The organism is Acidiphilium cryptum JF-5 (genome assembly GCF_000016725.1).
GTDB classification, from domain to species: domain Bacteria; phylum Pseudomonadota; class Alphaproteobacteria; order Acetobacterales; family Acetobacteraceae; genus Acidiphilium; species Acidiphilium multivorum.
Window position 1 is genome coordinate 147,660 of the sequence record NC_009467.1, and the last position, 17,926, is coordinate 165,585.

A 17,926-nucleotide genomic window follows, 5' to 3' on the forward strand; every position below is an offset into this window, starting at 1 on the left:
TGAGCGATAAGGCCGAGCAACGGTGCGCCAAGCACTGAGCCAGTATTGCGCCAGTAGAGAGGACAACATGAAAGTGCTTTTCATGTATGCTAGGCATGGACATTAAGTGAACGGCAATGGATTGCCGAGGTAGAAGTCCAATCTAGCGATCAATTTGGGTCGATCATGCGATTTGCGAACTAATTTTCGGGCGTGATCCATTTGCATTGATACTTGAATGAACGATTATGGCGTTCTCCTGAGTTTGCGGTTTGAAGCGCAGAAGGCGAAGTGCGTTGGCCGTGACGAGTACCGTGGCCCCGGTATCGGCAAGGATCGCCATCCAGAGCGGCGTGATGCCGGACAGGCTGGTGACCAGGAACACGCTCTTGAGCCCGAGAGCCAACGCGATGTTCTGCCAGATATTGATGATGGTTGCGCGCGATAGGGTCACCATTTCGGCGACGCCGGTGACCCGGTTCTTCAGGAGTGCGGCGTCCGCCGTTTCGAGCGCAACATCCGTCCCGCTCCCCATTGCGACACCAACCGACGAAGCTGCCAGGGCTGGCGCGTCGTTGATGCCATCACCGACCATCGCGATCGGCGCCTCGGCCTTGTAACCCGAGATAGCGGCAAGCTTGTCATCCGGCAGAAGACTGGCACGAACCTCGATCCCCGCGGCGTCGGCGATCCCTTGTGCGCACCGAAGGTTGTCGCCGGTGAGCATGACCGGTCGAATGCCAAGCGCACGCAGTGTCCGCACAGCTTCGGAAGCATCGGCTCTCAGTTCGTCCCGCAATGCGATCAGACCGATCAGGCGCTTGCCTTCGCACACCGTGACGACGGTTTTTCCCTCATCCTCGAGGGCTGAAATCCGTTCCTGTGCCGTATCATCGAGCAATGCCTGTTCAGCGGCATGAAGCGGCGAGGCGACCGTCACGAAACCGGAGCTGATCCGCCCCATGACGGACTTGCCCGGCGCCGCCACGGTGCCGCCGAACACTCGCGGCATATCAAGGCCGCGAAGTTCAGCTTCCTTGACGATCGCCGCGCCGAGCGGGTGGCTGGATCCGCGTTCCACGGCCGCGGCCTTCGCCAACACGTTCGCAACATCGCCCTCGACGGGGACGACGTCAGTCACCTGAGGCTGCCCCATCGTCAGTGTGCCGGTCTTGTCGAAGGCGACCGTTCTGATCTTGCCGAGTGTCTCCAGCGCCGCGCCGCCCTTGATCAGCAACCCGTACCGGGCACCGCTCGCGAGTCCCGATGCAATAGCCGCAGGTGTTGAGATCACCAGCGCGCAGGGGCAGGCGATCAGCAGGACAGCCAACCCCCGATAGATCCAGGTGAACCAGTCGGCGCCAAGGGCGAGAGGCGGACCCTGTTGATTTCCACTGAGAAGTGACCCGGGAATTCCATCGAGATTTGACCCGCCTTTTGGTTATGATTTGGGTTTCATGATGGGGTCAAGGGCTGCTTTTCTCCTTTCGTTTTGAGATTTCTGCACTGAGCTGTTCTTGAACCGGAAGCTGTCATTGCCGGTCTCCAGGATGTGGCAGTGGTGCGTCAGGCGGTCGAGGAGAGCGGTGGTCATCTTGGCGTCGCCGAAGACCGCGGCCCATTCGCTGAAGCTGAGGTTGGTGGTGATGGCGACGCTGGTGCGCTCGTAAAGCTTGCTGAGCAGATGGAACAGCAAAGCGCCGCCTGAGGCGCTGAAGGGCAGATAGCCAAGCTCATCGAGGATGACGAGGTCGGCATGGATCAGGCGGCCGGCGATTTGCCCGGCCTTTCCCTGAGCCTTTTCCTGCTCCAGAGCATTGACCAGCTCGACGGTGGAGAAGAAGCGGATGCGCTTTTTGTGATGCTCGACGGCCTGCACGCCAAGCGCGGTGGCGATGTGGGTTTTGCCCGTGCCCGGGCCGCCGACGAGCACGACATTGTCGGCGGGCTCGATGAAGTCGCAACGATGCAACTGCCTGACCAGGGCCTCATTGACCTCGCTGCTGGCGAAGTCGAAGCCGGCCAGGTCGCGATAGGCCGGGAAGCGGGCGGCCTTGAGCTGATAGGCCATGGAGCGGACCTCGCGCTCAGCGGTCTCGGCCTTGAGCAACTGGGAGAGCACCGGGATGGCGGCTTCAAAGGCCGGAGCACCCTGCTGGGCCAGTTCATCGACGGCCTGTGCCATGCCGTGCATTTTGAGGCTGCGAAGCATGATGACGAGCGCACCCGCGGCGGGATCATGACGCATGGCGAGTCTCCCCGGTTTGACGCAGGGTATCGTAGCGCTCGACATCGGCCCTGGGCTCATGGGCCAATGTCAACGCCTGTGGTGCGGTGATGACTGGCGGCGGCGCCTGTTTGCCGTCGATCAGCCTGTGGAGCCGGTTGAGGATATGCGTCTTGGACGGCACGCCATCGGCCAAGGCCAGTTCCGCCGCCATCAGAACCAGTTGCTCATCATGGTGCAGCACCAGGGCCAGGATCTCCACCATATCGCGGTCACCGCCTGGATGCTGCAGGAGATGCCGCTGCAAATGCCGGAACGCATCGGGCAATTCCAGGAACGGCGCGCCGTTGCGCAAGGCGCCCGGCTTGCGCTGGATCACCGCCAGATAATGCCGCCAGTCATAAATCGTGCGGCCGGGACCGTGTGTCCGCTCGACGACGCGGGGGTGTTCGCAAATGATTTGCCCTTCCGCCGCCACCACCAGCCTGTTGGGGTAAACCCGCAGGCTGACCGGCCGGTTGGCAAAAGAAGCCGGCACACTGTAGCGGTTGCGCTCCAGGTGGATCAGGCAGGTCGAGGAGACGCGCTTGGTGAATTCCACGAACCCATCGAATGGCCGCCCCACGGGCATGAGGCTCTCGACCTCCTGGGCCCAGACATCGGCAATGCTCCCTGGCTCGCCGCCATGTGCGGTCTGCTCCCAAAGCTCCCGGCAGCGCTGTTCCAGCCAATCATTGAGGGCGTCGAGGGTTTCGAACGGCGGCATGGATTGCCACAGGCGATGGCGGGCATCCTGGACGTTCTTTTCAACTTGCCCCTTCTCCCAGCCTGCGGCGCGATTGCAGAAATCGGGCTCGAAGAGATAATGGCTGGTCATCGCCTGGAAGCGCAGGTTGACGCTGCGCTCCTTGCCGCGACCGACCTTGTCCACGGCAGTGCTCATGTTGTCGTAAATGCCCCGCCGCGGCACGCCGCCAAGCGCCCGGAAGGCGTGGTTGTGCGCATCGAACAGCATCTCATGCGTCTGCAGCAGATAGGCGCGGATGATGAACGCGCGGCTGTAGCAGAGCTTGGTGTGCGCCACCTGCAGCTTGACGCGGGCGCTGCCAATGACAGCGAAATCCTCGCTCCAGTCGAACTGAAAGGCTTCGCCGGGCGCAAAAGACAGCGGCACAAAGGTGCCACGCCCGGCGGTCTGCTGCAGAAGTTTGCATTCTTCCTTCCAGGCGCGGGCAAATGCCGCTACCCGGTTGTAGGAGCCGTCATAGCCAAGGCTGACCAGGTCTCCGTGCAATTGCTTGACCGTCCGCCGCTGCTTGCGCGGCCGGTTCCCCTCACGCCGGAGCCAGAGGGCCAACTTCTCGGCATACGGGTCCAGCTTGCTCGGCCGGTCCGGAACCTGAAACTTCGGCTCAATCTGATCAGACCGCAGATATTTGCGGATTGTGTTCCGTGACACGCCAAGCCGCCGTGAAATCTCCCGGATCGGCACATACTCACGCTTATGCCACCGGCGGATAATGCTCAAAAACGCCATGTCCAACACTCCGTTCGCCCCCGCCTCTTCCAGACGGGGAAACAGTCAAACATGGGTCAAATCTCAGTGGAAAAATCCGGCCTTCCCGGGTCACTTCTCAGTGGAAATCAACAGGCGGACCCAGCATCACGAGGGCTGAGAACGCCATGGCGGCAGGCGTATACCAACGGCTGAACCGGTCAATGAACCGTGCCGTCGGGGCTTTCGTAGCCTGAGCTTCCTCGACCATGTGGATGATGCGAGCTATCGTGTTGTCGGCAGAGGTGCGGGTGATCTCGATGCGAAGCTCGCCATGTCCGGCAATGCTGCCGGCATAAACCGGCGCCCCCTCGGCTTTGACGACGGGCGCGGATTCCCCGGTCACCGGTGCTTCATTGACCTGGGACGTGCCCCCGACCACCGTTCCATCGGACGGTACCCGATCGCCGGCGCGAACCGTCACAACGTCGCCGATGGCGAGGGTCTCGACCGGCACCGTTTCAATCGCGTCGCCGCGCACTCGGCGTGCGGTGCGCGGCACGAGGCCGATCAGCCCCTCGATACCGGCCCGCGCCCGGCCAGCGGCGACGCCCTCTAGCAGTTCACCCAGCGCGAACAGGAACACGACGATTGCGGCGTCAGCACCCTCGCCGATCGCAAGGGCGCCGATCGATGCAATCGACATCAGGGTTTCCATTGTGAAGGGCGTGCCAGTCCGCATGCCCGCCAGCGCCCGGCGGACAATCGGCAGCAGGCCGACCAGCGCGGCTGCGACATAGGGCCAGGGCGACCAGGCCGGCTCTGCCTGCGTCACGACAAATCCAAGCGCGAGGAGCAACCCCGTGACGCCGACCAGTCGGACCTTGCGGGTCTTCCACCAGACGTTTCCGCTGGCTGATTCCGTCCGGACCTTATCCGCATCCGCCTGCCTGGTGCCTCCGAGAGGCGTGAAGCCGAGCGCTCTGATCCTCGCCTCGATCATGGTTCTCGCGGTGCGGTCTTCGTCCAGCATGAGCGACAGGGAGGCGGTGCTGAAACTGACAGAGACATCCGTGACGCCAGGCAACCGCTTCATGGCATTCTCGATCTTCACGGCGCAGCCGCCGCAATCCATGCCTTCGATCTTCAGCTTGACACTAATCGCGGCAGCCATGGCTTTTCCTCGACAATCACGACATGAATCCGATATGATCCCTGTAGTCACTATAGGGTCAAGCGATGTCAGGTGGATTTTTGGCAATCGGCGAACTCGGTCGGCAGACCGCAACCAGGGTCGAGACCATCCGCTACTACGAACGTATAGGGCTATTGCCGGCTCCAGCGCGAACCGCCGGCAACTATCGGGCATACGGCCCTGAGCATCTGAACCGATTGAGCTTCATTCGCAGGTCACGCGATCTGGGTTTTTCACTCGATCAGGTCCGTGCTTTGCTGGATCTTGCCGATGAGCGCGCCCGCTCTTGTGAAGCTGTCGACGCAATTGCCCGCGATCATCTGGCGGAGATCGATCGCAAGATCGCCGATCTGCGTGCTCTGCGGCGCGAACTCGGCAACATGATCAGTCAGTGCCGCCAGGGGACGGTTGCCGAATGCCGGATTATCGACGCGCTATCCCCTGGAGCCAGCCAAAAGAAGCGGCGGAAGTGACGAGAGGTTTCATTGAGGGCGGGGCAGATCCCGCATGAGCCAGATTCCTGATCCGGCCACGAGGACCGCCGTGATCCAGAGCGTCGGAAGGGTTGCCTGCGCAAATTGAGCGATGAGGCCGAGCGCGACGGCGCCGAGCGCGTAGCCGGTGTCGCGCCAGTAGCGGTAGGTGCCGAGGGCCTTGCCGCGGATCAGCGGTGCTGCACGGTCCGACATCGCGGCGATGAGATTAGGATAGAGCAGCGCCATGCCGAGGCCCATAACGATCGCCCCCGGCAGCCAGAGCGACGCATCGCGCCCGGCCGCCGTGATCGCGATGCCGGCGGCCAGGAGGAAGAACCCGACGATCACCGGGGCGCGGCGGCCGACCCGGTCGCCCAGATGGCCGGTCCAGAGCTGCGAGACGCCCCAGACCATGGCGTAGGTGCCGGTCAGCCAGCCGATTTCGATCAGCTTTGCGCCATGTGATTTGAAAAACAGCGGGAACATCACCCAGACCAGCGTGTCGGCGATTTTGTTGACGATACCGCCCTGGCAGATCGCCCGCCCGACCCGATCGCGGAAAGAGATGCGGACGAAGATCTCGCGTAGCGTGAGCGTATGATCCTGCGACGCGCCGGCACCGGCCTCGGCATGTTCGGCCTTGACCCAAGCGAGCGTATCGCGGACCCGGGTGATCGTGGCGAAGGCCAGAACAATCGTGGCCATGCCGAAAATTAGCAGTGCATTACGCGCGCCGACCGCCTCGGCCAGCAGGGCGGCCACGGCGCCGGCCAGACCGACGGCAACATATCCAGTAGCCTCGTTGATGCCGACGGCAAGCCCGCGCTGGTGACTGCCGGCGAGGTCAATCTGGCTGGTCACCGTCATCGTCCATGTGAAGCCCTGGCTGATCCCGAGAAACACGTTCGCGATCACGATCCACCACCAGTTGGGTGCCGCCCAGATCAGCAGCGGGATGGGAATGGCTGCGATCCAGCCGGCAATGAGGACAGGCTTGCGGCCGAACCGGTCGGCGAGCCCGCCGGCGACAAGGTTGAGCGCGCCCTTCACCAGGCCGAAGGAGAGCACGAAACTCGCGAGAAAGAGAAAGGCACCGGGTGCGACGCCGAACTCGTGCGCGAGGGTCGGCAGGACCGCGCGCTCCATGCCGATGACAAGACCGACGAAGAAGACCTGTAGCGCCTGTAGCGTAAACTGGCCGCGATTGGCCGCGATGCCGCGGATATGATCCGAGGCGTTCGCCACCGTGGTCACGCGGTGAAGCCCGCATTCCAGGCACGCAGTTCGGCTGCGCCCTCGGGGGCGGGCGGGATATTCTCGAGCATGAAGGCGACGAAGCGCTCGGCATCGTCGATGCGGAAGGCGGGGTTGTACCGCCGCTCAAAGCCGATAGTGGACACCGGTTTGCCTGAGAGACCTCGGCCACAGACCGAGCCAGCCAGAGCCCCGGGTAGCACCTCGATATGATCCGGCAGCGCCTTGAGCCGGACGAGGCTGGCGAAGAGGTCGCGCGCGCCGCGCGCGGCGTCGGTGGCAAGCTCGGTCCGGCCGACATCGCCCACCATAAGCGTGTGGCCGCCGAGTACGCTCCACGGCTCATCCGCGCGGGTGCGGTCGGTCACCGTGAGGCAGAGATGCTCCGGCGTGTGACCGGGCGTGTGCAGAACCTCGAGCACGACATTGCCGAGTTCGAGCCGTTCGCCGTCTGCGAGGCGGCGGCACGCATAGCCGACCTTGGCGGATTCGTGGATGGCGTATTCGGCGCCAGCCGCTTCGGCCAATGCGCGGCCGGCGGAGCGATGATCGGCATGCAGGTGCGTATCGATTACCTGGCGGATCGGCGTCGCCGAGGCTGATGCGGCCTGCAAATAAGGCTCGATCGGAAACAGCGGGTCGACAACCACGCCGGCGCCCTTGCCGACACAGCCGAGCAGATAGGAGGCCGCCGTGGGATCGGTGTGCAGGAACTGTCGCAGGATCATGAGTGTTGCTCCCGGCTGAGGTGGCGATCTTGTCGCCAGCGCGCTATCACATTATCATTCGCGATATTGATCGAATGAGTCGAAGATGAAGTCAAGCAGCGGTCCAAAGCAACAGATTTTCAGCCATCTCGCCGAGATCGCAGCTGCACTTGCGCATCCGCACAGGATCGAAATTATCGAACTGATCGCCCAAGGTGAGCGCAGCGTAGAGGATCTTGCCGAACGGATCGGCCTGTCGCTCTCGAACACGTCCCGCCACCTGCAGGTCTTGCGCCGTGCCCGCCTTGCGGCGCCGCGGCGAGAGGGCAAGAACATGTTCTATAGCCTGGTCTCCGAGACCGAGGTGGTGACGTTGCTGGGCAGCCTGGGGCGAGTGGGCGAGCGGAACATCGCGGAAATCGATCAGGTGCTGCAGGCGTATTTCCGGGCGCGGGATTCTCTCGAGCCCGTATCGCGCTTGACCTTGCTTGAACGCCTGCGCGAGGGCAGCGTGACACTCCTCGATGTCCGACCGGCGGATGAATTCGCGCGGGGCCATTTGCCGGGTGCGTTGAACATTCCCCTCGATCAGTTGGATGCGGCGCTGGGCCACTTCACTGAGAACATCCCGGTCGTCGCGTATTGCCGGGGACCGTATTGCGTTCTGTCATATGAAGCCGTGGCGCAGTTACGGGCGCGAGGCGTTCAGGCCAGCCGCCTGGAAGATGGCTATCCTGAGTGGAAGGGAGCGGGTTTGCCTATCGAGACCTGAGCTGCGGGGGCGGACCGGCTATCCGATCTTACGGCGACCGTGAACCGACGCGAACCCGATCACACCGGGGACGTATTTCGAATCAGCTGCTTGGAATGCCGATCGGCGTCCAGACCCTAGGTCGATAACAATAAGTCCATGAGTCTACTGGTCGCTGCCCGAACTTGGTTGTTCAGGCCGCATTTTCCTGAAAACGGCGCACTGGTGGCTGCTGGTGTTGTCGTGCAAGCCAAAGATCATAGTTTGCCTGCATCCCAAGCCATGCCTGCGCCGTGCTCACGCCAGCCTGTTCAAGCCGGATCGCCAAATCAGGGCTAATGGCAGCCCTGGCGTTCAACACACGCGACAACGCTGCGCGGGACATAGCCAGCCTCTGGGCGGCCTCGGTAACGGAAAGCCCCAGCTCACCGATGACATCCTCTCTTAGCAGTTCGCCAGGATGTGGCGGATTATTCATCATTTTACCTTCTCCTAGTGGTAGTCTTGATAATTCACCAACTCAACGCCAGCCTCAACGAACCGAAATGTCACTCTCCAATTCCCGTTGACCCACACGGACCAGTGCCCGGCAAGGTCACCTTTCAGTGGGTGCAGCTTAAACGCCGGGATGTTCATATCCTGCGGCGTCTGCGCCACATCCAAAAGGCCAAGAATGCGCTTCAACTTGCCAGCCTGTGCGGCTTGAATCCCGCGCATGGAGCCCGTGCGGTAAAAAGCCTCCAGGCCCTTATGTCGGAAACTCAAGATCACAAATCAGTGTAACGCGTAGCGCGTCACTATACAACTTCAATCAATGTGATCACGTCCAAAACCGACCGGTTTCGGACACCTCGCCGAGAGCATGCCCAAAACTATGCTTGACGGCATTGTGGGCATTGTCCGATATTACAGGCAGGTTTTTGGACGTAATTGCCCTATGTCGCGCGTGTTTTTGTATGCCCGTGTCCCGACGGTCGAGCAGACCGCCGAGAATCAGATCGCCGAGGCGAAGGCCGCCGGCTTCGCCATTCGTCCGAACCGGATCATCACGGAAACGATCTCGGGCAGCGTCGCGGCTCGTCAGCGGCCGGAGTTAGAGAAAACGAAGCGCGCAGACCGTCTGGTTCAGCGCCGGCCACGACATGCCGCCGGCAACAAGGTGGACCTGAAAAGCACGGACCTCCTCAAGGCCGAGCTTCTCCGGCGAGCGGCTGAAAAAACGGCCAAACTTGGCGACCGCATGCACGTATGATCGTTGGGTCGCAGGCGATAGATTGCGGACCGTCATATCCTCAATCATGCGGCGGCGCAGAGGGCCCATCTCGGTCATCGGGGGGCTCCCGTCCAGGGTTGGGGTGAAAAGCACCCAAATCCTGGCAGACTACCGCCAGACCATGGGAAAACCGCCGCCTCAGACGCAACTACCGCGCCAACGGTTTAGTTCAATCCCAAAAATCACCAGAATCGCAACTTTCTGCCAAAGTAGTGATAGAGCCCACCAAAACAAGCCAGGTTCGGCCGGTAAGCCGTCACGCCCGCACGATGTCAGGTTGCACAGCACGCCTGAGAAAAATCAGAGGAAATGCGCTCGCGAATTATCCCGGTTAGTGCCGGGCAAACTGCCCATAAATGACATGATAAGAAGATATCTTGGATTATGGTGAAATATCAACATGATAAGGGCGTTACAGCGCGATAAAACGGACAACATCGAATGCTGTAAATCACCAAAAATGCACCAAAAATTACCCAATATTTGACATGGGAATAGAGGCCGCCATTCATTCTGAGCCAGCCACGCTTTCGCAATAGCGTCATACGATAAATCACCAATATTGGTGAAATATCGGCATAAAACAGGAATCAATGTGAGTTCAAATTGTCCTGCGGGACTAACGCCAGACAAACCAGCACTATCTGTCGAAACTAGACGCAGTAACGGGGGTAAGGAGTGGTGAGGAGTGGGTGGCGGAAGAGGTGGTGGGTTGGGTGGAAATGGGGTTGGTGTTGGTAGTGGGGAATGAGGCGGTGTTGGAGCGGGGAGTAGCGGGCAAGCGGCGGTGTTGGAGCGGGGAGTAGCGGGCAAGCGGGGTGGCGGGCAAGCGGCGGTGGTCGGGCGCGGATGACGGATGAGATCGCCGGGTGGCGGGCAAGCGGCGGTGTAACAGTCGTCTGTGCTATGCAGAACTGAGCGAGAGGAACGAGGCTTCAGATGATAGCCACAGTCAAAGCGTGTGTCGGCCGAGAGGTCGACGGGACGTCGATATATCTAGCCAGGCGCGGCGGCGGCATTGTCCTGAATTTCGTGTATGGGCGGCGGTTGAACATCAGGCCGCCAGGGCCCTTACGAAGCGGTCGCCGAAGATGACGGCGAACTGAGCCTTTGCCATAGCCCATTCTCGAGGCGGCATCACCCTCCTTGGCCGCGAGGGTTGTCCGGAGCGCCTTATTTTCAGCTTCCAGGGTCTGGTCTGGCCCCTGTGAGGCCGAAGCCCACGGGAAGCGTTGCATGTGCATGTCGAGAGAAGGACGATGTGGAAGCCAAATTTTGGCTGTATCCCGAGGTTTCGGTGGCATACGATGACGGCTTTAATGCCAAGGCCCTGGGGTGCCTGATTGCGATGATCGAGACCAACCGGCAGCGGATTATAGGAGTATGGGATGAATTCTTCGCCTGGAGCCTGCGGCGTGCGGTTTGACTGCGGATTCCGGAGAATTCGCCCATGGATTCCGATTTTAATTCGCCCACGATTCCGACGTTTATTCGCCCGGGGATTCCGAGATTTATTCGCCCGGGTAGCGGTCTCTGTGGCTGTTGATTTCGTTGCTCTCCTGTTCTTGTTGGGTCAAGCGGTTTTTGGGGTTTGCTTGCGGGTCTTGCGCAGGCTTTCACCGGTGAGTTCGATGCGGTGGGCATTGTGGAGCAGACGGTCGAGAATGGCGTCGGCGTAGGTCGGATCGCCGATCAGCTCATGCCAATGCGCCGGAGGGATCTGGCTGGTGATGATGGTGGCGCGACGGCCGTAGCGATCCTCGACGATCTCGAGCAGGTCGTGACGGGCGCTGGCGTCAAGCGGTGCAAGGCCGAAGTCGTCGAGGATCAGCAGATTGACGGTGCCGAGAGTGCGGATCATCCGGCCGTGCCGCCCTTCGGCGCGGGCGAGTGCGAGTTCGGTGAAGAGTTTCGGCGCGCGCTGATAGAGCACGCTCCTGTCATCACGACATGCCTTGTGACCGAGGGCGCAGGCCAGCCAGGATTTTCCGACCCCTGTCGGCCCGCTCAGGACGAGATTGTCGTGCGCGTCGATCCACTCACCCTGGATCAGCTTCTGGAACAGAGCCCGATCGAGGCCGCGGGCACTCCGGTAATCGACATCCTCGATTGCAGCGTCATGGCGCAGCTTGGCATGGCGCAGCCTTGTGCTCAACCGCTTGTCACGTCGGACGGTGATCTCGCGGTCGAGCAGAAGGCCGAGCCATTCGGCGTGACTGAGGCTGGGGTTTCGGGATTGGCGTGCAGCTCGGTGAACGCGCGGGCCATGCCTGCAAGACCGAGCTGGTGGATCTGATCGAGGGTCGGATGGTTCAGCATGAGGCTTCTCCTTGTCATCAGTGGAAATATCCGCCGCCCCGGATGTTGGGGTGGCGGATCGGGGTGGGATCGGGACTGGCGGAGCCGGCGGCTCGCTCCAGCCGGTGATCGAGGATGGATTTGACCGAGCTGTAGGTCAGGGTGCCGATGGTGAGCGCGCGCTCGGCCGCGGCGTCGAGCCGGTCGGCGCCGACGCTGCGGGCCAGGCGAAGGATACCGATGCAGGCGCGGAACCCCTGCTCCGGATGAGGCCGGCGTTCGAGGATCAGGGTGCAGAGTGTCGCGACCGAGGGACCAAGCCGTGTGGCTTCCTGATGGATCCGCGCGATGGTCCAGTCGCCGTAACGCCGGTGGCTCGAGGGCATGTGCTCGGCGATCGTCGTATGTTTGCCGTTGCCCGACGGCAGTGTCGTGAATTTCGTGTGTGAGTGGCATAGTGGGTAGAAAGGAAGACCCATATGGCACGACGGAGAGCGCCGGCGATCCCGGACGAATTGCTGGACCAGCTTCTGGCTGGGGGAGACGCGGCGGCAGCGCTGAATTCCGGGGATCTGGTGAACGCGCTGAAGAAGGCTCTGGCGGAGCGGGCCCTGAGCGCGGAGATGGATTACCATCTGAGTGACGAAGCGGAGGCGGAGAACAGCCGCAACGGCTATGGCCGCAAGTCGGTGTCGACCGGCACGGGGAAGATCGAGATTGCGATCCCGCGAGACCGTGCGGGTAGCTTTGATCCGCAGCTGATTGCCAAATACCAGCGCCGGTTTCCAGGCTTCGATGACAAGATCATCTCGATGTATGCGCGGGGGATGAGCACCCGGGAGATCGCGGAACATCTGCGCGAGATCTACGGCATGGATGCCTCGGCGGAGCTGATCAGCACGATCACCGATGCGGTGCTGGACGAGGTGACATCCTGGCAGCAGCGTCCGCTGGACCCGGTCTATCCGCTGGTATTCTTCGATGCCATCCGGGTGAAGATCCGCGACGAGGGCGTGGTCCGCAACAAGGCGATCCATATCGCGCTGGGGGTTATGGCCGACGGGACGAAGGTCGTACTCGGGATGTGGATCGAGCAGAACGAAGGCGCCAAATTCTGGCTGCGCGTGATGAACGAGCTGAAGAACCGCGGCGTCGAGGACATCCTGCTGGCGGTGGTCGATGGCCTCAAGGGGTTCCCGGAGGCGATCACGGCCGTCTTTCCCGAGACGATCGTGCAGACCTGCATCGTCCATCTGCTCCGGAATTCCATGGATTTCGTGTCCTACAAGGACCGCAAGGCGGTCGCGGCCGCGCTCAAGGACATCTACCGGGCCGTGGATGCCAGGGCCGCCGAGGCCGCTCTCGCCGATTTCGAGGCCGGTCCATGGGGCCAGAAATACCCCGCCATCGGCCAGAGCTGGCGCCGGGTATGGCAGGAAGTCATCCCGTTCTTTTCCTTCCCCGGCGAGGTCCGTCGGATCGTCTACACCACGAACGCCATAGAAGCTTTGAATTCCAAGCTGCGCCGGGCCATCCGCGTGCGCGGCCATTTCCCCAGCGATGAGGCCGCGGCCAAGCTGCTCTATCTGATCCTGAACCGATCCGAAAAAGAGTGGGTGATGCCACCTCGAGAATGGGCTATGGCAAAGGCTCAGTTCGCCGTCATCTTCGGCGACCGCTTTGTAAGGGCCCTGGCGGCCTGATGTTCAACCGCCGCCCATACACGGAATTCCTGACAGTGCCGGCACCAGCAGCGCCGGCACGCCGCCAATTGCTGCCAGAGTGCGATTATGCGCCTCGATCCAGTCCGGCAGGGTCTGGGTCCAGGTCGCCTCAGCATAGGTGAAGCTCGATGCGCCGAGAACGGCGACGAAGATCTGGGCCGCACGCGTCTCGCCGGTGAGCCGGTCGATCACCACCGGCACTGTGTCGCCTGCATAATCGACGAACAGCTTCTTGCCCGATGCGTGGGTCTGGCGCATCGTCACCGGCAGCCGGGCTTCCCAGCTCCGGTAGAGCTCGCAGAACCGGCTGTAGCGATACCCGTCCGGGTGCTCGGCGATATACTCGTCCCACAGGATCGACAGCGTCACGTGCTTGCGCTGCAACTCGCGGCGGATACGCCCCCAGTCCGGCTCATCCACACGTCGATGCCCCGGCCGCTTGCCCGCCGAGCCTTCGAACAAGCGCCTTTCCAAGGCCGCCTCGGACAGCGCCAGAGCCCCTGGCCCATCGAGCCCGGCCGCCTCCAGTCGCCGCAGCGTCAAGCGCACCGTCGATGCCGCAACCCCGACCCGGATCCCCACCTGGCGGGTCGAAAGCCCCGCCATCCTCAATCTGACAATCTCGCGCACATCGCGCATCGCAATCCGCTCCACTGGCATTCATCCACTCCCTCGATCAGACAAAGGGAGGGAACCTGAACCAGCCAGCAGAGACCTCAATCCGACCCGGCCAACCCCGCCCGCCTGGGCGAATAAAAGTCGGAACAGGTGGGCGAATTAATCTCGGAATAGGTGGGCGAATAATTCCCGGAATCCCGGGCGAGTTAATATCGGAATCCCGGGCGAATTGAGCCCGGAATCAGCAGTTTGACAAGGACTCGATGTGGATCACGCTGGATGACGGCCGAGTTCTCGGCGTTCCGCTGGCATGGTTCCCCCGCCTGTTTTATGCGACGCCGGAACAGCGTGTTGCATGCCGGATCAGTTCGCGCGGTCTTCATTGGGAGGGGCTGGACGAGGATATTTCCATCGCCGGCCTGCTCGCTGGCCGCGGTAATCAGACCCATCGGCCTCGCTCGATCCCCTCGGCGGCATGAACCGGACCGTTCCCCAGATCGATCTTGAACTCGAGGCCGAGCGGCGGCTCCTCGAGGCCGCCGTCGCCGAAGCCCGGGCCGATCTCCGCTCGCCCGTGCCGCATGAGCAGGTGCGAGCCGATCTCCTGCGCGAGATCAAGCGGCTGAACCTGGCGATCGCCGGTCACTGAGCATGCAGGTCGAATGGCATCAGCTTGCCCTGGAAGATCGTGATGTCATTGTTGCTTATCTCGAACTGCTCAACCCGAACGCAGCCTCAAGCGTTCTGCGTGGACTGGTTCTCGCCGGCGACAGCCTGGCGCTGTTTCCCACCCGGGGCCGCGTGGGCTTGGCCGCCGGCACCCGGGAACTGGTGGCGGTGTGGCCGTATCTGATCGTGTATGAGGTCGATACGTCATCCGATACGGTGCGGATTCTCCGTATCTGGCACGAAGCCCAGGAACGACCGTGATGAATGCCAAAAAGAAAATGGCGGCCTTTAAGGCCGCCAAGTTTTAAGATTGGGAGGGAACGTCAGCGGAGATCGCTTTCCGCTTCATGGCCCGATATGGCCCGGTTTGGCGGGGTTACAATATGCGTGTTTTGAGATGTGATCTGGGGCGGTGGCCAGTCTGCCGCCATGACACGAGAGCGTAATATCGCCTTGAAATCAGGGCTGGAAAACGCACTTCAAACTCCGGACAAGGCTTTTTGGGTAGCCTTTCCAGTCGTCTCAGCATTTAGCGACCGGTCACTCGGCGACCCTGGACCATGGGGTCGCCATTTTCTTGTCCACCCCATCCCAGACGCAACGCATCCTCACGGCGGAGGGCGATTTAGATAACCATAAATCAAGTATTTCGTGCGATAAGGATCGAATGCTGGGCATCATTCCTCATACGATCGATCAGTACCTCAAGACCCGCGTTCCGCCTGAGGCCAGGGCGGGAATTCTCGGGCGAGCGGGATTTCCGGACGGGCAGACCTTCCGGCTCGATACGGAATATGACGACGAGTCCTGTTGCGCGCTGGTCGATGCGATCGCCGCGGAAACCGGCACGACAACCGAGGCCGTATTCGATGAGATCTCGGCGTTCTTCCTCGACTGGGCGGAACGCACCTTCTCGGGATTTTTCAAGGTTGCGCCGGATACGCGCGGCTTTCTCCTGCTGCAACCGGAGATCCATAGCAGCCTCGCCTGTGGGCTGCGGGCCAGCGGGCAGCGAAAGGTGGCCGACAAGTTCAGGGTCGAGGCGCTGCCGGATGGGGTGCGAATTCATTACCGCTCGTCGAACCGGCTCGGCTATTTCTACTGCGCGCTCGCCCACTGCCTCGCCGCGCGCAGGGGCGAGGTGGCCGAGATCAGCTTTCTCGACGGCGATGTCGGCTCGGCCGCCGCGATCATCGAGGTGAGGCTGAAACCGGCGCTGGCGGCCTGACGCGCATGGATCAGGCCGAAACGCTCGATCGCGCCGCGGTCGAGGCCCTGTGCGAGGCGATGTGTGGCGTTGTCTCCGGCGACCTGTCGGTGCGGCTGCGGACGGCGAGCGCGGACCTGACGGTCCAGAAGCTGTCGCTGCTCGCGAATTTCATGCTGGAGACCGCCCAGCGCGCGGTGGAGCGCAGCCTGGCCTATGCCGGGGCACTCGACAACGTGCAGCGCATCGCACGGCTTTCGGCCTGGCAACTGGTGTTGCCTGACCAAGAGGTCGTGCCGGTCGGCACCGCGGCGGGCCTGCCGGATGCGGCGGCCGCGCCGCTGCAGGGGACCGCTTGGTTCCTCGACCGCGTGGGCCCGGGCTGTCGTGCCGCGATGGCCGCCCTGTTCCAGGGCGATGGCGGGACGCTCGAATGGCTGGCGGCGGATGGCGAGGCCTGGTTCCGCACCGAGGTCGCCGCCTTGCGCGACGAGGGCAGGCTCGCGGGGTATCTCGTGATCACCCAGGACATCTCCGAGCGCCGGCGGGCGACCGAGCGCATCCGCTATCTCGCCGAGCACGACCCGCTGACCGGGCTCGCCAACCGGAGACGGCTGCACGAGCAACTCGAAGGGGAACTCGAGGCCGGCCGCCGGCAGGGTACGAAATTCGCGGTCCATGTCATCGATGTCGACCGATTCAAGACGGTGAACGACCTGTTCGGCCATGCCGCGGGCGACCGGCTGCTGGTCGATCTCGCCACCTGCCTGCGGCAGGAAGCGCGGGAAAGCGACATGATCGCCCGCATCGGCGGCGACGAATTCGTCGTCCTGCAAGTCGGGATCGGCGACGCGCGGGACGCCGGGGCGCTGGCCGGGCGGCTGGTCGGGGCGGTGAGCGCGCGGCTCGCCGAGCCCGGCGCGCGCGCGCTGGCGGCGACGGTCTCGATCGGCATCGCGCTGGCGCCAGATGACGGCACGACCGCCGAGGCCCTGCTCTCGCATGCCGACATGGCGCTCTACCAGGTGAAGTCGACCGGACGGAACGGCTTCGCCTTCTTCAACACCGAGATCAACGAGGCCCAGCTCGCCCGTCGGCGGATGGAGGCGGAACTGCGCGGCGCCTGCGAGCGAGGCGAAATGGCGGTGCACTACCAGCCACTGTTCGAGATCGCGTCCGACCGGGTCGTCGGGTTCGAGGCGCTGGTACGCTGGCGGCGGGACGGCGAGGACGTCTCGCCGGCCGTGTTCATCCCGATCGCCGAGGAGTCGGGCAGCATCATCGAGATCGGCCGCTTCGTGCTGCGCGAGGCGTGCCGCGAGGCAGCGGGCTGGCCGGTAAAGTTGCGCGTCGCCGTCAATATCTCGGCGCTGCAGATCCAGGACGGCGGGCTGCCCGATCTTGTCGCCACCGTGCTGGAGGAGACCGGTCTGGAGGCCGGGCGGCTCGAACTCGAGGTGACCGAGTCGCTGCTGCTCGCCAATGCCGAGGCGGCGACCGAGGTGCTCGCGCGGATCAGGGCGCTGGGGGTGACGATCTCGCTCGACGATTTCGGCACCGGCTATTCCTCGCTGGCGACGCTGCGGATGTTCCCCTTCGACAAGATCAAGCTCGACCGCTCCTTCGTCAATGATCTCGGGCGGCTCGGCGAGGCGGAGGCGATCGTGATGGCGGTGCTCGGGCTCGGCCGCGCGCTCGACGTCTCGGTGGTCGCGGAGGGGGTGGAAACTGAGGAACAGGCCGCCATGCTGCGCGCGGCAGGATGCTCGCTGCTGCAGGGCTACCTGATCGGCCGACCGGCACCGATCGCCCGGTTCAGCGCGGAGGTCGGCCGCGACGTTACGAGCAGGATGACGAAAACACCGATACCTGCGGATTCGCCTGGTTAGGCAACCCGGGCCAGCTAGGCTGATAGCTCATTAGCTTGACATAGGCTTCGAACTGATCGTCGTTGCGCGAATCGGTCATGCACAAGCTGGCGACCAAAGGGGGTAGTCCTGCGGTGGACGTGGCAGGTAGGTCTTCATCGAGCAACGCCGCACAATCGGTCGAG

16 protein-coding genes and 5 pseudogenes are annotated in these 17,926 nt (G+C 62.6%); 9 read left to right on the forward strand and 12 right to left on the reverse strand.

What is annotated here, in order from left to right; genetic code table 11:
* Nucleotides 1-163: 163 nt before the first annotated feature.
* The 4 genes and pseudogenes from ACRY_RS00580 to ACRY_RS00595 form a co-directional block, all read right to left on the reverse strand.
* Nucleotides 164-1,357, reverse strand: a pseudogene (locus tag ACRY_RS00580) (heavy metal translocating P-type ATPase); the annotation flags it as partial.
* 63 nt (nucleotides 1,358-1,420) lie between these two features.
* Nucleotides 1,421-2,227 carry an IS21-like element helper ATPase IstB gene (gene istB / locus ACRY_RS00585; protein WP_011930470.1) on the reverse strand — a complete coding sequence of 269 codons (807 nt, stop codon included), beginning with the start codon at nucleotides 2,225-2,227 and terminating at the stop codon, nucleotides 1,421-1,423.
* Nucleotides 2,217-3,743 carry an IS21 family transposase gene (istA, locus tag ACRY_RS00590; RefSeq protein WP_011930469.1) on the reverse strand — a complete coding sequence of 509 codons (1,527 nt, stop codon included), beginning with the start codon at nucleotides 3,741-3,743 and terminating at the stop codon, nucleotides 2,217-2,219. Before istA ends, istB (ACRY_RS00585) begins: the two co-directional genes overlap by 11 nt.
* Nucleotides 3,744-3,840: 97 nt before the next feature.
* Nucleotides 3,841-4,875 carry a heavy metal translocating P-type ATPase gene (locus ACRY_RS00595; protein WP_011930468.1) on the reverse strand — a complete coding sequence of 345 codons (1,035 nt, stop codon included), beginning with the start codon at nucleotides 4,873-4,875 and terminating at the stop codon, nucleotides 3,841-3,843.
* Between the two features lie 65 nt (nucleotides 4,876-4,940).
* Here ACRY_RS00595 and ACRY_RS18335 point away from each other — a divergent pair, with 65 nt between their 5' ends.
* On the forward strand, nucleotides 4,941-5,369 hold the full coding sequence (locus tag ACRY_RS18335) for a MerR family transcriptional regulator (protein WP_081432812.1): 429 nt from the start codon (nucleotides 4,941-4,943) through the stop codon (nucleotides 5,367-5,369).
* A 9-nt stretch (nucleotides 5,370-5,378) separates the two neighbouring features.
* On the opposite strand, the gene ACRY_RS00600 is transcribed toward ACRY_RS18335, so the two are convergent.
* Together ACRY_RS00600 and ACRY_RS00605 are read right to left on the reverse strand one after the other, a co-directional pair.
* Nucleotides 5,379-6,626: an MFS transporter gene (locus ACRY_RS00600; RefSeq protein ID WP_081432813.1), complete on the reverse strand. Its 1,248-nt coding sequence runs from the start codon at nucleotides 6,624-6,626 to the stop codon at nucleotides 5,379-5,381.
* On the reverse strand, nucleotides 6,623-7,354 hold the full coding sequence (locus ACRY_RS00605) for an MBL fold metallo-hydrolase (RefSeq protein WP_011930465.1): 732 nt from the start codon (nucleotides 7,352-7,354) through the stop codon (nucleotides 6,623-6,625). Before ACRY_RS00605 ends, ACRY_RS00600 begins: the two co-directional genes overlap by 4 nt.
* A gap of 85 nt (nucleotides 7,355-7,439) precedes the next feature.
* On the opposite strand from ACRY_RS00605, the gene ACRY_RS00610 reads away from it, so the two are divergent.
* Nucleotides 7,440-8,105 (forward strand): ArsR/SmtB family transcription factor, encoded by a 666-nt coding sequence (locus ACRY_RS00610; RefSeq protein WP_011930464.1) that lies wholly within the window; start codon nucleotides 7,440-7,442, stop codon nucleotides 8,103-8,105.
* A 172-nt stretch (nucleotides 8,106-8,277) separates the two neighbouring features.
* Here the strand turns inward: ACRY_RS00610 and ACRY_RS18340 are convergent, their stop codons facing one another.
* The 3 genes and pseudogenes from ACRY_RS18340 to ACRY_RS18345 form a co-directional block, all read right to left on the reverse strand.
* The gene (locus ACRY_RS18340; protein WP_011930463.1) at nucleotides 8,278-8,565 is read right to left on the reverse strand and encodes a HigA family addiction module antitoxin; all 288 of its coding nucleotides are present in this window, start codon (nucleotides 8,563-8,565) and stop codon (nucleotides 8,278-8,280) included.
* Between the two features lie 11 nt (nucleotides 8,566-8,576).
* Entirely contained in the window at nucleotides 8,577-8,855 is a 279-nt protein-coding gene (locus ACRY_RS00620) for a type II toxin-antitoxin system RelE/ParE family toxin (protein WP_011930462.1), read from the reverse strand.
* Nucleotides 8,856-9,183: 328 nt separating this feature from the next.
* Nucleotides 9,184-9,414, reverse strand: a pseudogene (locus tag ACRY_RS18345) (site-specific integrase); the annotation flags it as partial.
* 1,204 nt (nucleotides 9,415-10,618) lie between these two features.
* On the opposite strand from ACRY_RS18345, the gene ACRY_RS18355 reads away from it, so the two are divergent.
* Complete coding sequence (locus ACRY_RS18355; RefSeq protein ID WP_231295194.1) at nucleotides 10,619-10,783, forward strand: DUF4160 domain-containing protein; 165 nt, start codon at nucleotides 10,619-10,621, stop codon at nucleotides 10,781-10,783.
* Nucleotides 10,784-10,930: 147 nt separating this feature from the next.
* Here the strand turns inward: ACRY_RS18355 and istB (ACRY_RS00630) are convergent.
* Together istB (ACRY_RS00630) and ACRY_RS00635 are read right to left on the reverse strand one after the other, a co-directional pair.
* Nucleotides 10,931-11,676: pseudogene (gene istB, locus ACRY_RS00630) on the reverse strand (IS21-like element helper ATPase IstB).
* A 17-nt stretch (nucleotides 11,677-11,693) separates the two neighbouring features.
* A complete protein-coding gene (locus tag ACRY_RS00635; protein WP_043508791.1) occupies nucleotides 11,694-12,041 on the reverse strand; it encodes an IS21 family transposase in 348 nt (115 codons plus the stop codon).
* 93 nt (nucleotides 12,042-12,134) lie between these two features.
* On the opposite strand from ACRY_RS00635, the gene ACRY_RS00640 reads away from it, so the two are divergent.
* On the forward strand, nucleotides 12,135-13,358 hold the full coding sequence (locus tag ACRY_RS00640; protein ID WP_011930460.1) for an IS256 family transposase: 1,224 nt from the start codon (nucleotides 12,135-12,137) through the stop codon (nucleotides 13,356-13,358).
* A 39-nt stretch (nucleotides 13,359-13,397) separates the two neighbouring features.
* On the opposite strand, the pseudogene ACRY_RS00645 reads toward ACRY_RS00640, so the two are convergent.
* A pseudogene (locus ACRY_RS00645) lies at nucleotides 13,398-14,018 on the reverse strand (helix-turn-helix domain-containing protein); the annotation flags it as partial.
* A 224-nt stretch (nucleotides 14,019-14,242) separates the two neighbouring features.
* On the opposite strand from ACRY_RS00645, the pseudogene ACRY_RS18360 reads away from it, so the two are divergent.
* The 5 genes and pseudogenes from ACRY_RS18360 to ACRY_RS00660 form a co-directional block, all read left to right on the forward strand.
* A pseudogene (locus ACRY_RS18360) lies at nucleotides 14,243-14,476 on the forward strand (DUF2442 domain-containing protein); the annotation flags it as partial.
* Entirely contained in the window at nucleotides 14,473-14,646 is a 174-nt protein-coding gene (locus ACRY_RS19405; protein ID WP_155856287.1) for a hypothetical protein, read from the forward strand. The pseudogene ACRY_RS18360 and the gene ACRY_RS19405, both read left to right, overlap by 4 nt.
* A gap of 2 nt (nucleotides 14,647-14,648) precedes the next feature.
* Nucleotides 14,649-14,927, forward strand: a complete 279-nt coding sequence (locus ACRY_RS00650; protein WP_011930457.1) for a type II toxin-antitoxin system RelE/ParE family toxin — start codon at nucleotides 14,649-14,651, stop codon at nucleotides 14,925-14,927.
* A gap of 406 nt (nucleotides 14,928-15,333) precedes the next feature.
* Entirely contained in the window at nucleotides 15,334-15,894 is a 561-nt protein-coding gene (locus tag ACRY_RS00655) for a heme NO-binding domain-containing protein (RefSeq protein ID WP_011930456.1), read from the forward strand.
* 5 nt (nucleotides 15,895-15,899) lie between these two features.
* Complete coding sequence (locus tag ACRY_RS00660) at nucleotides 15,900-17,762, forward strand: putative bifunctional diguanylate cyclase/phosphodiesterase (protein WP_011930455.1); 1,863 nt, start codon at nucleotides 15,900-15,902, stop codon at nucleotides 17,760-17,762.
* Nucleotides 17,763-17,926 lie beyond the last annotated feature (164 nt).

Bases quoted from the DNA above. Each gene is read 5' to 3' on its own strand.
- istB (WP_011930470.1), bottom strand. From the start codon at position 2,227: ATGCGTCATGATCCCGCCGCGGGTGCGCTCGTCATCATGCTTCGCAGC.
- istA (WP_011930469.1), bottom strand. From the start codon at position 3,743: ATGGCGTTTTTGAGCATTATCCGCCGGTGGCATAAGCGTGAGTATGTG.
- ACRY_RS00595 (WP_011930468.1), bottom strand. From the start codon at position 4,875: ATGGCTGCCGCGATTAGTGTCAAGCTGAAGATCGAAGGCATGGATTGC.
- ACRY_RS18335 (WP_081432812.1), top strand. From the start codon at position 4,941: ATGTCAGGTGGATTTTTGGCAATCGGCGAACTCGGTCGGCAGACCGCA.
- ACRY_RS00605 (WP_011930465.1), bottom strand. From the start codon at position 7,354: ATGATCCTGCGACAGTTCCTGCACACCGATCCCACGGCGGCCTCCTAT.
- ACRY_RS00610 (WP_011930464.1), top strand. From the start codon at position 7,440: ATGAAGTCAAGCAGCGGTCCAAAGCAACAGATTTTCAGCCATCTCGCC.
- ACRY_RS18340 (WP_011930463.1), bottom strand. From the start codon at position 8,565: ATGATGAATAATCCGCCACATCCTGGCGAACTGCTAAGAGAGGATGTC.
- ACRY_RS00635 (WP_043508791.1), bottom strand. From the start codon at position 12,041: ATGCCCTCGAGCCACCGGCGTTACGGCGACTGGACCATCGCGCGGATC.
- ACRY_RS00640 (WP_011930460.1), top strand. From the start codon at position 12,135: ATGGCACGACGGAGAGCGCCGGCGATCCCGGACGAATTGCTGGACCAG.
- ACRY_RS19405 (WP_155856287.1), top strand. From the start codon at position 14,473: ATGAACCGGACCGTTCCCCAGATCGATCTTGAACTCGAGGCCGAGCGG.
- ACRY_RS00650 (WP_011930457.1), top strand. From the start codon at position 14,649: ATGCAGGTCGAATGGCATCAGCTTGCCCTGGAAGATCGTGATGTCATT.
- ACRY_RS00655 (WP_011930456.1), top strand. From the start codon at position 15,334: ATGCTGGGCATCATTCCTCATACGATCGATCAGTACCTCAAGACCCGC.
- ACRY_RS00660 (WP_011930455.1), top strand. From the start codon at position 15,900: ATGGATCAGGCCGAAACGCTCGATCGCGCCGCGGTCGAGGCCCTGTGC.